This is a genomic window from Ralstonia soli (genome assembly GCF_023955655.1).
Lineage (GTDB): Bacteria > Pseudomonadota > Gammaproteobacteria > Burkholderiales > Burkholderiaceae > Ralstonia > Ralstonia soli.
Genome location: NZ_JAMXHT010000003.1, coordinates 88177 through 102686 on the forward strand (window position 1 = coordinate 88177; position 14510 = coordinate 102686).

Annotated in this window: 13 protein-coding genes and 1 tRNA gene; 1 reads left to right on the forward strand and 13 read right to left on the reverse strand. The window is 63.5% G+C overall.

The features are described from left to right. Positions 1 to 20: 20 nt before the first annotated feature. Positions 21 to 105, forward strand: a tRNA-Leu gene (locus NG900_RS07400). A 361-nt stretch (positions 106 to 466) separates the two neighbouring features. On the opposite strand, the gene NG900_RS07405 is transcribed toward NG900_RS07400, so the two are convergent. From NG900_RS07405 to ispG, 13 genes are all read right to left on the reverse strand, one after another. Further along, positions 467 to 1039 (reverse strand): phosphoribosyltransferase, encoded by a 573-nt coding sequence (locus NG900_RS07405; RefSeq protein ID WP_252678667.1) that lies wholly within the window; start codon positions 1037 to 1039, stop codon positions 467 to 469. 119 nt (positions 1040 to 1158) lie between these two features. Continuing rightward, positions 1159 to 2499, reverse strand: coding sequence for an adenylosuccinate synthase (locus NG900_RS07410; protein WP_252678670.1), 1341 nt, complete (start codon positions 2497 to 2499; stop codon positions 1159 to 1161). A 95-nt stretch (positions 2500 to 2594) separates the two neighbouring features. Further along, complete coding sequence (locus tag NG900_RS07415; protein WP_252678672.1) at positions 2595 to 3758, reverse strand: ATP phosphoribosyltransferase regulatory subunit; 1164 nt, start codon at positions 3756 to 3758, stop codon at positions 2595 to 2597. A 58-nt stretch (positions 3759 to 3816) separates the two neighbouring features. After that, positions 3817 to 4017, reverse strand: coding sequence for a DUF2065 domain-containing protein (locus NG900_RS07420; protein WP_252678674.1), 201 nt, complete (start codon positions 4015 to 4017; stop codon positions 3817 to 3819). Positions 4018 to 4094: 77 nt separating this feature from the next. Beyond that, positions 4095 to 5009, reverse strand: coding sequence for a protease modulator HflC (hflC, locus tag NG900_RS07425; protein ID WP_252678676.1), 915 nt, complete (start codon positions 5007 to 5009; stop codon positions 4095 to 4097). 11 nt (positions 5010 to 5020) lie between these two features. Then, positions 5021 to 6400 (reverse strand): FtsH protease activity modulator HflK, encoded by a 1380-nt coding sequence (gene hflK, locus NG900_RS07430; protein WP_252678678.1) that lies wholly within the window; start codon positions 6398 to 6400, stop codon positions 5021 to 5023. Positions 6401 to 6456: 56 nt separating this feature from the next. Then, positions 6457 to 7710, reverse strand: a complete 1254-nt coding sequence (hflX, locus tag NG900_RS07435) for a GTPase HflX (protein WP_252678680.1) — start codon at positions 7708 to 7710, stop codon at positions 6457 to 6459. A 76-nt stretch (positions 7711 to 7786) separates the two neighbouring features. Next, positions 7787 to 8026, reverse strand: coding sequence for an RNA chaperone Hfq (gene hfq, locus NG900_RS07440; protein ID WP_003263868.1), 240 nt, complete (start codon positions 8024 to 8026; stop codon positions 7787 to 7789). Between the two features lie 297 nt (positions 8027 to 8323). Next, the gene (gene der / locus NG900_RS07445; protein ID WP_252678688.1) at positions 8324 to 9667 is read right to left on the reverse strand and encodes a ribosome biogenesis GTPase Der; all 1344 of its coding nucleotides are present in this window, start codon (positions 9665 to 9667) and stop codon (positions 8324 to 8326) included. Positions 9668 to 9865: 198 nt separating this feature from the next. After that, positions 9866 to 11044 carry an outer membrane protein assembly factor BamB gene (gene bamB, locus NG900_RS07450; RefSeq protein WP_252678690.1) on the reverse strand — a complete coding sequence of 393 codons (1179 nt, stop codon included), beginning with the start codon at positions 11042 to 11044 and terminating at the stop codon, positions 9866 to 9868. 48 nt (positions 11045 to 11092) lie between these two features. Continuing rightward, positions 11093 to 11728 carry a YfgM family protein gene (locus NG900_RS07455; protein WP_252678692.1) on the reverse strand — a complete coding sequence of 212 codons (636 nt, stop codon included), beginning with the start codon at positions 11726 to 11728 and terminating at the stop codon, positions 11093 to 11095. Positions 11729 to 11780: 52 nt separating this feature from the next. Beyond that, positions 11781 to 13103, reverse strand: a complete 1323-nt coding sequence (gene hisS / locus NG900_RS07460; protein ID WP_252678694.1) for a histidine--tRNA ligase — start codon at positions 13101 to 13103, stop codon at positions 11781 to 11783. A gap of 74 nt (positions 13104 to 13177) precedes the next feature. Beyond that, positions 13178 to 14464 carry a flavodoxin-dependent (E)-4-hydroxy-3-methylbut-2-enyl-diphosphate synthase gene (ispG, locus tag NG900_RS07465; RefSeq protein WP_252678696.1) on the reverse strand — a complete coding sequence of 429 codons (1287 nt, stop codon included), beginning with the start codon at positions 14462 to 14464 and terminating at the stop codon, positions 13178 to 13180. Positions 14465 to 14510 lie beyond the last annotated feature (46 nt).

The following is a 14510-nucleotide window of genomic DNA, read 5'->3' on the forward strand; positions in this document are numbered from 1 at the left end:
GCTTCGGTACACGCACACCTGCCCAGGTGGCGGAATTGGTAGACGCACTAGTTTCAGGTACTAGCGGGTAACTCCGTGGAGGTTCGAGTCCTCTCCTGGGCACCAGAGTTTAGGAACGGCGCAACGCAAGTTGCGCCGTTTTTCTTTTCCGAAGCCAGATCGTTGTTCAGTTGCTGACGCGGCATTCCGCGAAGGGCGACGGGCATTGTGTCTTGGCTATCGCACCGGGGCCGAGCCAGGATCACCGGCCTCACCTGCCCCAGACGCTGGGTGGGTTCGACGCCCAGCGCATCCACAAAGACACGCCGCACATCGATCATCCGCGCAAGGTGGCCGCAAAGCCAGTCCGCACGCGGGTTTCGAGCCAATGTTGCAGCCCGTGTCGTGAGGTTACCGAAGTGGCACGCACGACGCAAGCCGCACACACCACCCCGTCCCTCATACTTCGACGCAATCGACCGAGGGATCAAGCGGCCGGCGCCTCGCCGTTGCCAGCCGTGCGCGCCTTGCCGCGCTTGATCCAAGCCGCCAGGTTGTGCGGACGCAGCGTGTCGTATTCCTCGAACGGCTGATGGATCCACGGATTGGTCGGCAGGAATTGCACGGCGTAGTCGGGTTTGATCTTCGAACAGCCTTTGTGCCACAGCACCGCGGTACGCACGTCGGTCACTGCCGGATAGCGTTCCTTCAGGTGGCGCCCCACGCGCTCCAGCGTGACACCGGAATCCACCAGATCATCCACCAGCAGCACACGGCCCGACAGCTCGCCGCGCGTCATCGTGATGTACTGGGCAATGTCGAGATCGCCCTGCTGCGTGCCGGCAGCCTCGCGGTAGCTGCTGGTCGCCAGGATGGCCAGCGGCAGGTCGTAAATACGGGAAAGCTGATCGCCTACGCGCAAACCGCCGCGCGCCAGGCACAGAATCTTGTCGAACTTCCAGCCCGACTCGTGCACGACCAGCGCCAAGCGCTCAATCAGGCCGTGGTATTCGTCCCAGGACACCCAGAGGTGCGAGTCATCGTTGATCGGCTGGTTCATGGCATTCCTCTTCGTATCGTGAATGCGGCGTGAGTGGCCGCTGTCATGTTCTATGGTGAAAAACAGCGCTCCATGCAAATTCGCCCGGCGAATCACCGGGCGAATCTTGGAGCAGCGCGTCAGTCCTTGTACGGATGACGCAGCAGGATGGTCTCGTCGCGGTCAGGGCCGGTCGAGATCATGGCAATCGGAATGCCGGCCACTTCTTCGACGCGCTTCAGGTAAGCCTGCGCGGTCTCGGGCAGCGCTTCCCACTCCTTCAAGCCGAAGGTCGACGTATTCCAGCCCGGGAATTCTTCGTAGATCGGCTGGCAGCGCGCCACGGCATCCGAGCCGCGCGGCAGGATGTCGACCTGCTTGCCGTCAAGCATGTAGCCGACGCACAGCTTGATCGTCTCCAGACCGTCGAGCACGTCGAGCTTGGTGATGCACAGACCGGAGACACCGTTGATCTGGATCGCGCGGCGCAAGGCGGCGGCATCCAGCCAGCCGGTCCGGCGCGGACGCCCCGTGACCGAGCCGAATTCCTTGCCCACGTTGGCCAGGCGCACACCGGTCGGATCCTGGCGCGCCGGGTTGTCGGCGTCATACAGCTCGCTCGGGAACGGGCCGGAACCCACGCGCGTGCAGTACGCCTTGGTGATGCCCAGGATGTAGTGCAGTTGGCCCGGGCCCACGCCGGCGCCCGCGGCGGCATTCCCTGCCACGCAGTTGCTCGACGTGACAAACGGATAGGTACCGTGATCGATATCGAGCAGCGTGCCTTGCGCGCCCTCGAACATCAGATTCTTCCCGGCCGCGTTGACGGCAAACAGCTCGGCCGACACGTCCGTCACCATCGGCGCGAGGCGCTCGCCGTACGGCAGCATCTCGTCCAGCACCTGCTGGAAGTCCAGCGCAGGATGGTTCAGGTACTGCGTCAGAACGAAGTTGTGGAAATCCAGGTTCTCGCGCAGGCGCTCGGCAAAGTAGGCCGGGTCAAACAGGTCCTGCACGCGCAGCGCGCGGCGAGCAACCTTGTCTTCGTACGCTGGGCCGATGCCGCGGCCGGTGGTGCCGATCTTGGCGGCGCCGCGCTTGAGTTCGCGCGCCTTGTCGATGGCGACGTGGTACGGGAGGATCAGCGTGGTGGCTTCGGAGATACGCAGGCGGTTCTGCACCTGCACGCCAGCCGATTCCAGCTCGTCGATTTCCTTGAACAGCGCCTCGGGCGAGAGCACCACACCGTTGCCGATGTAGCACGCGACGCCGTCGCGCATGATGCCCGACGGGATCAGACGCAGGATCGTCTTCTTGCCGCCGATGATGAGGGTATGGCCTGCGTTATGTCCGCCCTGGAAACGAACCACGCCTTGCGCATGATCGGTCAGCCAATCGACGATTTTCCCTTTACCTTCGTCACCCCATTGGGTGCCGATGACGACGACATTGCGTCCTTGGCTCACTGCTGGTGCGGACATGTTGAATTTGCAGATGGGTTAAAAACGTATTCTACCCTTGTTGTCAGGGGCTTCCCTGAAATTGCAGGGTATTTACACAACGTTATGCAACAGCTTCAAACGGAAGCGTTGCGGGGCTTGACGATCCAGCGACCGCCCTCTTCCACGAGTTGGCGGTCGTAGGCGAATTCTTCCAGATCTTCGGGGTGACCCGGCAGCGATTGGATGACGATCTCGCCGACAGCACGCAGGGCGGCAATCGCTTCGCGAAGTTTGGCATCGCCCGACCACGGCGCGTGGATGGCCGCCGCACGGGCCTCGACCGGCGAAATACCGGCGACCTCACGCAGATCCAGCGAGAAACCGGTTGCAGGGCGAGCACGGCCGAAGGCCTCACCGACCTTGTCGTACCGGCCCCCACGCGCCACGGCGTTCGGCACGCCGGCCACGTAGGCAGTAAACATCACACCACTGTGGTAGTGGTAGCCACGCAGATCGGCCAGATCGATGTTGACGGCGGCACCGCCGGCATGCTGAGCCAACGCAGCAAGATCGTCCAACGCACGGCCAATGGCTGGCAGCGTTGGCAGTTCAGCACGGGCACGATTCAGCACATCGACGCCGCCATACAGCGCCGGCAGCAGATTGATCGCGTCGCGCTGCGTCGGCGGCAGTTCTGCCGTAATGGCGCGCAGGGCCGGCACATCCTTGGCAGCGAGCGCCGTGAACAGGTCATCCTGAATGCGCGCGGCAATGGGCGACTGATCCAGCAAGGCCGCGACCACACCGACATGGCAGAGATCCAGTCGCACATCAGCCAGACCCGCGGCTGACAACGCGGCAAGCATCAGATCCTGGATTTCCAGATCGGCTTCCAGGCCGGCATGGCCATAGATTTCGGCGCCGATCTGCAGCGGCTCACGCGTGACGTGGAAACCACTTGGACGTGTATGCAGCACCGAGCCCGCATAGCAGAGGCGGGTCACGCCGGCGCGATTCAGCAAGTGGGCGTCGATACGGGCAACCTGAGGGGTGATGTCGGCACGCAGGCCGATGGTGCGACCGGAAAGCTGGTCCACCAGCTTAAAGGTCTTCAGATCCAGGTCGTGGCCGGTGCCGGAGAGCAGCGACTCGATGTACTCGAGCATCGGCGGCATGACCAGTTCGTAGCCGTAGGTGCGGAATAGGTCGAGCATGCGGCGGCGCAGCTCTTCAATCTTTCGCGCCTCGGAAGGCAGCACATCGGCAATGGATTCAGGCAGCAGCCAATTGGTCGGCATGGCAGTTTCGCTCGGCAATCGAGGTTCAGCGGAAATTCGTAAAAAATGCAGGAATGCGCTAGCGGTGCAGCAAGCGCAGGAGGATCAACCCCGCCGCCATCGACACCAGACCGATCACGCGCAGCTTTTCGTCGGGCAGCTCGGTCAGCATCAGGAAGGCACGGCGCCAGGCCTGCGGCGCCACAAACGGCAGGATGCCCTCAAACACGAGCACCAGCGCGCACGCAGCCAGCAAAACGGTGGGGAGCGACTCTTCCATGGGATGCAGTGGGCGAACGAACAAAACCCCGGCAAGCCGGGGTCTGTCCGCCTCAATTCAATCAACCGAGCATTGTACTAGCGATGGCGCCCGGGCTGGGCAGCGGGCGCTCCCGTCGAGCCACCACCATTGGGGCTACGCATGTACTTGAAGAAATCGCTGTTCGGCTGCAACACCATCACGTCCTTGCGATCGCGGAACGATGCGCGGTACGCCTCCATGCTGCGCCAGAACGCGGCAAACTGCGGATCGCGGCCGAATGCTTCGGCATAGATGTCAGCGGCGCGGGCATCGCCCTCACCCTTGATCTTCTGCGCGTCGCGGTAGGCATCGGCCAACACGACTTCACGCTGGCGATCGGCATCGGCACGAATCTTTTCACCTTCGGCGGCACCGGTCGAGCGCAACTCGTTGGCCACGCGCTTGCGCTCGGCTTCCATACGGCGGTAGACCGATTCGGTCACGCTGGCCAGCAGATCCACGCGCTTCAGACGCACGTCGATGATGTCGACGCCGACCGACTTGCCGTACTCCTGCACACCCTTGAGGATGCTCTGCATCACCGCCTCGCGGTCCGTCGACACCACGTCGGAGACGGTGCGGCGCGCAAACTCGTCGCGGGCGATGGAGTTGATCTTCTGCGTCATGCTGTCCTGCGCGAGGCGGTTGTCGCCCTTGAAGCTCACGTAGAACAAGCGCGGATCCGACACCCGCCACTTCACGAACCAGTCGACCAGCAGGTTCTTCTTCTCTGCCGTGATGAATCGGTCAGCGCCGGCCACGTCGATGGTCTGCAGGCGCTTGTCCATGAACACCACGTTCTGCAGCGGCGGGGGCAGCTTGAAGTGCAGCCCCGGCTCCTTGATGACCTGCTTGATCTCACCAAAGGCGAACACCACGGCGTATTGCCGCTGGTCCACCACGAACACCACCGACGACAACACCGCCAGGGCAATCACGAGCGCCACGAAGGCAGAAATCAGACGATTCATGTGCCCTCCTGTTAGCGCGAATCGCGGTCACGGTTGCGCAGCGCCTCGCGCGAGCGCGAGTCGGCGTCGTTCACCGTTGACGGGTTGGAGGGCGTCGGCACACCTTGCGCGGAACCACTGTCCTGCGGGGACGCACCGGGCGCAGCGGCCGGGCGCGAAGTATCGCCCTGCGTTTGCGCGATCAGCTTGTCGAGCGGCAAATACAGCAGGCTGCCGTTGCTCTGATCGACCATCACCTTGGTCGCGTTGGCGTAGATATCCTGCATGGTTTCCAGGTAGATGCGATCGCGCGTGACCTGCGGCGCCTTCGCATATTCGCGCTGTACCGACGCAAAGCGCGCGGCATCGCCTTCCGCCCGCGCCGTGACACGGGCCTTGTAACCCTGGGCCTCTTCGGCGAGGCGCGCAGCGGTACCCTTGGCACGCGGCACCACGTCGTTGGCGTAGGCCTGCCCTTCAGAGATCGCGCGTTCGCGGTCCTGGCCGGCCTTGGTCACATCGTCGAATGCGGCCTGCACCTGTTCGGGCGGCTGCACACTCTGCACGTTGACGCTGAGGATGCGGATACCGGTCTTGTAGGCCGACAGGATGCGCTGGATCGATTCCGCCAGATTACGGCCGACGGCATCGCGCCCTTCGTACAGCACCGAATCCATCTTGTTGCGGCCGACGATTTCGCGCACCGACGTTTCTGCTGCCTGTGTCACGAGTTCCTCATCACCGCCACGGTCCGTGCGGTTGTAAAACAGGTAATCGACCGGGTTGGAAATGTTGTACTGGACCGAGAAGCGCACGTCGACGATGTTCTCGTCCTGGGTGAGCATCGACGAATCCTTCAGGTTCGTGTCCTTGATCTGCGTGGTGCGGCCGATCTCGAGCGTACGCACGCCAGACAGGTTGACGATCTCGTGCGACTCGATCGGATATGGCAGGCGCCAGTTGATGCCAGGCGACGCCTGGTATTTGAAGCGACCGAACTGCAGGATCACGCCGGTCTGGCCTTCCTGCACGATGAAGAAGCCGCTGGCTAGCCACAGGCCCACCAGCACCGCCAGCAACACGCCGACGCCGAGACCGGAACCACCGCGGCCGTTGCCCGGGCGCAGCGGCGTGGGGCCATCGTTGCCGTTACCGCCTTCCTTGCGCCCGAACAGGCTGTTCAGGCGGCGGTTGAAGTCACGCCACAGCTCATCGAGGTCGGGCGGGCCGTCCTGCGGCGGTTTGCTCTGGCGCTTCGGCTCGTCTTTGTCTTCGCGCTCGGTGTTGTTGTTGTCATCGCCGCGACCCCAGCGCGGGTCGTTCAGCGAAAGCAGCACACGCAAGCGGGGCCACAAGCCCCGCACCGGACGGGGCGTGGTCATGGAAGAAGACTGGGTCGAAATCTCGGGCATGAGGGGTCGGGCGTGGTCCTAGTCTGACTGCGAAAGAGAAGCAGCGGGCCATTCTATCAGCCCTGTTCGTCACCTTCGGCGGAAGACCCGCCACTCCGCAAGCTTTGCGACAGTTCGTCACGGTGTGCCGGCAGCGAATCACGACGGCTGTCGAAGCGGGGGTCGAAATCACCGTCGTGCGGCGCGGGGTTCTCACGCAGGCGGATGGCGGTCTCGACCAACGCTTCGCGCAGCAAATCCAGCCCGGCACCTTCGATGGCGGAGACGAACACGCGCCGTACCGCGCCCGTTTCATCGCGCTCAATACGCGGCCCCTGGGCACGCAACTCCTCGGCGGCATCGATCTTGTTCATCACCAAAATCTGCGGAATGCCACTGGCGTTGATTTCATCGAGTACGCGGTCGACCTGCTCCATCTGCTCATGCTTGACGGTACTGGCGGCATCCACCACGTGCAGCAGCACATCGGCGTGCACGGTTTCTTCCAGCGTGGCGCGGAAGGCCGCCACCAGCTGCGTCGGCAAGTCACGGATGAACCCAACGGTATCGGATAGGACTACGTTGCCGAGCCCCTCCAGGTACAAACGCCGGGACGTCGTATCCAGCGTGGCAAACAACTGGTTGGCGGCGTAGGCACGGGCCTTGGTCAGCGCATTGAAGAGCGTCGACTTCCCCGCATTGGTATAGCCGACCAGCGAGACGGAAAACGCGTCGTTGCGGCTGCGCGCACGACGCTGTGTATCGTGCTGCCGCTGCAGCTTGTCGAGCTCGGACGACAGGCGCTTGGCGCGTTCGTCCAGCATCCGGCGGTCCAGTTCGAGCTGGCGCTCACCCGGGCCGCCGCGCATGCCAATCCCGCCCTTCTGACGCTCCAAATGGCTCCACGCACGCACGAGCCGCGACGCCTGGTAGCGTACGCGCGCGAGTTCGACCTGCACCTTGCCGACGTGGCTCTGCGCACGCTGGCTGAAGATGTCGAGGATGAGGCCGGTCCGATCCACCACGTGGCGGCCGAAGAAGCGCTCGAGGTTGCGCTGCTGCGCGGGGCTCAGCGCGTGGTTGAAGATGACGATTTCGGCGTCTTCTTCATCCGCAGCGATCTTCACCTCTTCGGCCTTGCCGGCACCGATGAACAATGCCGCGTCGGGCCGTGACCGTTTGCCGGTGACGGAGCGCACCGGATCAGAGCCGGCCGTGGAGGCCAGCAACGCCAGTTCACTCAGACTTTCGTGGAAATCATGCTTGCCGAAATCAACGGCGACCAGAATGGCGCGCGTCGGCTCCGAGCTGGAGGTGGGATGGGATGCCAAGCGGGAAAATGAAAAAGGAGGAGAAACCGAGGTGGGTGCGTCCCGCCGCGCGGAAGGCGGCGGGAGCGAGGCAGGATCAGGCGTCGGACGCTTCGTCCACGCGGAAATTCACGGCACGGGCCGGCACCACGGTGGAAATTGCGTGCTTGTACACCATCTGCGTGACGGTGTTACGCAGCAGCACGACGTATTGGTCGAACGACTCGATGTTGCCTTGCAGCTTGATGCCGTTGACGAGGTAGATCGACACCGGCACATGCTCCTTACGCAGCGCATTCAGAAACGGGTCTTGTAGCAATTGCCCTTTGTTGCTCATGGCACACTCCAGATTTATAGGTTTAGTGATGGGTTATGGGGCTCGGAAGCCCGGGTTCAAGCAGGCGACGCAAAAAAAGTTCGTCAAAAGAGTCGGCCAGAGGCGTCCAAATGACGCCCATGGCGCCTGGGTTTGTAGGCACCCTGCGCCATGTCTCGTGAATTTAGCCTTAGAAAACGGGGAAAGCAAACGGAAAACCGACGACCCCGCCATATGAAATGGCTCGGCCTTTTTGGTGATCCCCCGTTCGGTTGCCCCGCGTCACACGCTCCCCCGATCGCGCCGCCCACGCGGTACTCAATCCTTCGATTCAGCGTACGGATTTTTGTTCGTACGAAATTCGATCCGCAGCGGCGTGCCCTTCAGCTGGAAGGCTTCGCGGAAGCGCCCTTCGAGGAAGCGACGGTAGGTTTCGGGGATATTCGACAGCGCATTGCCGTGAATCACCACGATCGGCGGGTTGGAACCGCCCTGGTGCGCATAGCGCAGTTTCGGGCGCGAAACGCCGGCGCGGCGCGGTTGCTGGTACTCGACTGCCTCCTGCAGCACGCGCGTGAGCTTGGGCGTCGGCAGCTTGACCATGGCGGCGGCATACGCCGCGTCCACGGATTTCATCAGCGCACCGATACCGGTTTTTTCCTTGGCCGAGATGTAGTGCACGTTGGCGAATGACAGGAACTGCAGCTTGCGCTCCAGATCGTGCTTGATGCGATCGCGTGCATGCCCTGTGAGGCCATCCCACTTGTTCACGCCGATCACGAGCGCGCGGCCGGACTCGACGATGAAGCCGGCAATATGCGCATCCTGGTCGGAAATATCCTGCTGCGCGTCGAGCAGCAGCACCACCACGTTGGCATCGGCAATCGACTGCAGCGTCTTCACCACCGAAAACTTCTCGATTGCCTCGAAGACCTTGCCACGCTTGCGCAGGCCGGCCGTGTCGATCAGCGTGTACGGCTTGCCGTTGCGTTCAAAATCCACGTAGATGGCGTCGCGCGTGGTGCCCGGCATGTCGAACGCGATCACGCGCTCTTCACCGATCAGCGCGTTCACCAGCGTCGACTTGCCCACGTTCGGACGACCCACGATGGCGATGCGGGTACCGTGGTCATGTGCATCCGCTGCCTCGGCAAGCTCTGGGCGCTCGGCAAAGGCCAGATCGAGCGCCTCCGCCACCAGGTCATTGACCCCATCGCCATGCGCGGCTGAAATGGCAGCCGGATCGCCCAGGCCAAGCTCATAGAAATCGCTGGCGACGGCGGTGTAACGCATGCCCTCGGCCTTGTTCACAGCCAGCAGAATCCGGCGACCGGTCTTGCGCAGGTAGTCGGCGATCACGCGATCCTGCGGCGCCAGCCCCAGGCGGCCGTCCACGATGAAGATGACCACGTCGGCTTCGACCACGGCCTGGCGTGTCTGCTTGGCCATCTCGGCAACAATGCCGTCCTTGGCGACGGGTTCGAAGCCGCCGGTATCGATGGCGATGAACGGACGGTCGCCGACACGCCCCTCGCCGTAGTGACGATCGCGCGTCAGGCCGGGGATGTCCGCGACCAACGCATCACGCGAGCGCGTCAGACGGTTGAACAGGGTCGATTTGCCGACATTCGGCCGCCCCACGAGGGCAATGACTGGTTTCATGCTTGCGTGCCGTGCGCGAATGGCGCTCCGGCAAATTCAGGTTCTGCAACTGCTGTTGGCACCCAAACGATCAGCCGCAGGCTCACCGCACAGATGCAAGACGCCCGCGGGGTACGCGGGCGCAAGTTCAAGGCGGCAACGCCGCCCCGATGTGATTCGCGTGCCGCCATAGCCTTCTCGCCAGGCAGCACCCGATGGTTACTTCGGCAGGTAGCCGTAGACGCCACCGCCGCTGGTCTGCACGACCAGCGTCTGGCCGACGACAACCGGTGCCGCGCCGATGGCGCTGCCGTCCGTCTTCACACGAGCAACGAACTTGCCATCGCTGCTCGACAGGAAATGCAGCCAGCCTTCGGAGTCGCCCACGATCACGGCGTGACCGAATGCCAGCGGCGTGCCGAGGTCACGCCAGAGCAGCGAATCGTTCTTCCACAGATCCGCGCCGTTCTGGGCGTTGAAGCCGTAGACAACCGACTTCTCATCGGCCGCGAAGAGTGCGCCGCCCTCTTGTGTCACACCGGTCAGCGACGAGAAATCGCGCACCCACTGCGGCGCGCCAGTGTTGACATCAAAGCAAGCCACACGGCCCTGGAAGCTGGCAGCGCACACCTGCGCACCGTTGATCGACGGTGTGCCGGTCACATCGTTCAAGCGCTCGATTTCCGACACGCCACGCGGATACGACACGGCGGCTTCCCAGCGCAACCCACCGTTGCTGGCCGACAGTGCGCCCAGTTTGCCACCGGCAAAGCCGAGGACGATGTTGTCACCGGCAAAGACCATCGGCAGGCTGCTACGCAAGTTCAGCGCTGACGGAGAACGCTGGTAGATCCACTTGCGCTCGCCGTTGCTTGGGTCCAGGCCGAGGACGCGGCCATCGGTCGTGCGGACCACCACTAGGCCCTGACCGACCAGCGGCGCCGTCAGGACTTCACCGTTGACGGCGATCTTCCACTTCTGGGCGCCCTTCTCGTCGAAGGCAATGACGGCACCCTTCTCACCGGCCACAGCCGTCAACGTGCCATCGCTGCCGGGGCCAGAGGTCAGGTCCACATCGGACTTGCCTTGCCACAGCGTGCGCCCCGTGGCGCCATCCAGCGCGGTCACGGTACCGCCCGCCGCCGACACGTAGACGTTGTTGCCCGCAACCGCCGGTTGCATCACGTAGCGGCCGCTCTTGCCGACGCTCACACTCCACACCTGGCGCACGGCCAGCACCTGCTGGACTTCCTGCAGTTTGGCCGGCTCGTGCTTGGTCTTGCTGCTGAACAGCGAGCAACCGCCGAGGACAGCCGTTGCCGCGAGTGCCAGCACCGCAATGCGCGCGGAATGTGCGACGCCGCGCACGACACCACCCTGCTCAAGTGCGTGAATCATGAAATCGGAATCCTTTTGTTATGCGTTGAATTGCACGAGCCACGCCAATCAGGCGCCGCCCAGGGCATCCAGCTTGAACTGCACGATCTGGCGCGCCGAAGCATCGGCCGGGCTGAATTTCTCCAGCGCCAGCTTGTAGGCGGCACGAGCGTCTTCGGTCTTGTTCTGTGCGGCAAGCAAATCGCCGCGGCGATCGGCGTACAACCCGGCAAATGCCGGCGCAACGTCGCCGGAGACTAGCGCGAGGCCCTGATCATAGGCTTTCTCGTCGAGCAGCAGGCCTGCCAGACGCAGCTTGGCGAGCGCCTTGTATTCGTCATCGCGCGCATGGTCGACGGTCCACTGCAACTGCGCCTTGGCGCCAGTTGCGTCGTTGGCTTCGTACAGCGCCTTGGCCGCAGCCAGGGCGGTCATCTGCGCATAGGCCGTGCCGCCGAACTTGTCTTCCATGTCGGTGGCGGCGCGCTTGATCTTCTCGGCATCCTTGCCGTCGACGGCCTTCTGCACCTGCTCGTACAGCACCGACGCCTCGCCCGCCTGCTTGCGCTGCCAGTTCTTCCAGCCAAACCAGCCAGCCACGGCCAACAGCACCACAATAGCGATCCACGTCACCACGTTGCCGTTGTCGCGCCACCAGTGCTTGAGGCTCTCTAGTTGTTCCTGTTCTTCGAGATCGTAGGCCATGCTTTGCCGAGCTTGAGGTTTGGGAGTGATTCGCGGAGATCGGTCGCCGCTGTTAATCGTTGTTGGCCACCATGGCGTCGATCAGGCGGTCGACCAACTGGTCGGACGGCACCGTCTGCTGGGCATCCGCAGCCGGATCACCGCGCAGCGGCTTGATCTGGGCCACGCCCTGTGCGACTTCGTCGTCGCCAATGATAACCGCATAGGATGCACCACTTGCGTCGGCGCGCTTGAACTGCGACTTGAAGCTGCCGTTGCGCCCCTCTGCCGACGCATGAAGGATGACGTCGAGGCCGGCGTCACGCAGTCGTTCCGCGGCTACCAGTGCCTGTACCTGCGCTTCGTCACCCTGGTGAACGATGTAGACATCGCAGCCTTGCGCTTCGGGCTCGAGCTTTTCTTCGCGCAGCAGCTCGATGATGCGCTCCACGCCCATCGCCCAGCCGCATGCGGGTGCGGGCTTGCCACCGATCTGCTCGATCAGCGGATCATAACGACCGCCCCCGGCCACGGTGCCTTGCGCGCCGAGCTTGTCGGTCGTCCACTCGAACACGGTGAGGTTGTAGTAATCCAGCCCACGCACCAGCCGCGGGTTGATCGTGAACGGAATGTTGTTGGCCTTGAGCAACTTCTGCACACCTTCGAAGTGCGCGCGCGATGCTTCGCCCAGGTAGTCGATCAGCTTGGGCGCGCCGGCGGCCATTTCCTGCAGCGCGGGATTCTTCGTGTCCAACACGCGCAACGGATTGGTGTACAGGCGGCGCTTGCCGTCTTCATCGAGGATGTCCTGGAAGCCCTCCAGATACTTGATGAGATCGGCTCGGTGCGCGGCACGCTCCTCCGCCTGGCCGAGCGAATTCAACTCTAGCTTCAGGCCGACCAGGCCGAGGTCGTCCCACAGGCGCTGGCACATCAGGATGACTTCGGCGTCGATGTCCGGGCCGGCAAAGCCCAGGGCTTCCACACCCACTTGATGGAACTGGCGGTAGCGGCCGCGCTGCGGACGCTCGTGGCGGAACATCGGGCCCGTGTACCACAGGCGCTTCGGGCCGTCGTACAGTAGGTTGTGCTCGATCACGGCGCGCACGGCGGCGGCGGTGCCTTCGGGGCGCATGGTCAACTGCTCGCCATTCAGCGCGTCGGTGAAGGAGTACATCTCCTTCTCGACGATATCGGTCACCTCGCCGATGCCGCGCACGAACAATTGCGTCTGCTCGACGATCGGCGTGCGGATCTGCTGGTAGCCATAGGCGCGCAGCATGCTGCGCACGGCGTTGTCGAAGTGCTCCCACAGGGGGGCGTCGCCGGGCAGCAGGTCGTTCATGCCCTTGACGCCCGCGATCTTCTGCACGCGTTGTTGTTTGGTATCGCTCATGATGTCACGTTAAAAGCCGGCCTCTCGCAGCTATGTCCACGCGGGGCCGGCCTGTCGATTCTTGCTCTGAAGCCTTATGCAGCCGTCTCGGTCTGCGCGCCGTAGTGCGTGCGCACGTATTCGTCGACGATGCTCTGGAATTCTTCTGCGATGCGCTCGCCGCGCAGCGTCTTCACCTTCACGCCGTCGACGAACACGGGTGCCGCTGGCGACTCGCCCGTCCCCGGCAGCGAAATGCCGATGTTGGCGTGCTTGCTTTCGCCCGGACCGTTGACGATGCAGCCCATCACAGCCACGTTCATTTCTTCGACACCGGGGTACCGCACCTTCCACATCGGCATCTGCTCACGCAGGTACGACTGGATGCTCGCTGCCAATTCCTGGAAGACCGTGCTGGTCGTGCGGCCACAACCGGGGCACGCAATGACCATCGGCGTGAAATTGCGCAGGCCCATGGTCTGCAGGATCTCTTGCGCGACGATGACTTCCTTCTCGCGCGGCGCCCCAGGCTCCGGCGTGAGCGAAATGCGGATCGTGTCGCCAATGCCTTCCTGCAGCAGCACAGACAACGCCGCCGTAGAGGCCACGATGCCCTTGCTGCCCATCCCAGCCTCGGTCAGGCCCAGGTGCAGCGCGTAGCTGCAGCGTCGCGCCAACTCGCGATAGACCGCAATCAAATCCTGCACCGCCGACACCTTGCACGACAGGATGATCTGGCTGCCTGGCAACCCCAGTTCTTCAGCCTTCTGCGCAGACTGGATAGCGGAGGTGATGAGCGCCTCGACCATCACGGCGCGGGCGTCCCACGGCACGGAACGTTGCGCGTTCTCGTCCATGATGCGCGCGAGCAGGTCCTGATCAAGGCTGCCCCAGTTCACGCCAATGCGCACCGGCTTTTCATAGCGGCAAGCGATCTCGATCATCTGCGCGAACTGCGTGTCGCGCTTGGCGCCCTGCCCCACATTGCCCGGGTTGATGCGGTACTTGGACAGCGCCTGCGCGCACTCCGGATAATCCTGCAGCAGCTTGTGGCCGTTGTAGTGGAAATCGCCGACCAGCGGCACATCCACACCCATGCGATCGAGCTGCTCGCGAATGGCCGGCACGGCAGCCGCAGCTGCCGGCGTATCCACCGTGATACGCACGAGTTCGGAGCCGGCGCGCGCCAGCTCCTTCACCTGGATGGCCGTGCCGATGGCGTCCGAGGTGTCGGTGTTCGTCATCGACTGCACGCAGACCGGCGCAGCGCCGCCGACATGCACGACACGATCGCCCCAGCGGATTTCCGCCGCACGCGAGTTCCTGCGCGGCAGTGGGCCGGCCAAGCCAGGGGCGCAATCAAGAGGCGTGGAGGTGTTCATGATCAGGCAAGACGCCGCGCCATATCAGGCGCCGCGCCGTTCAACA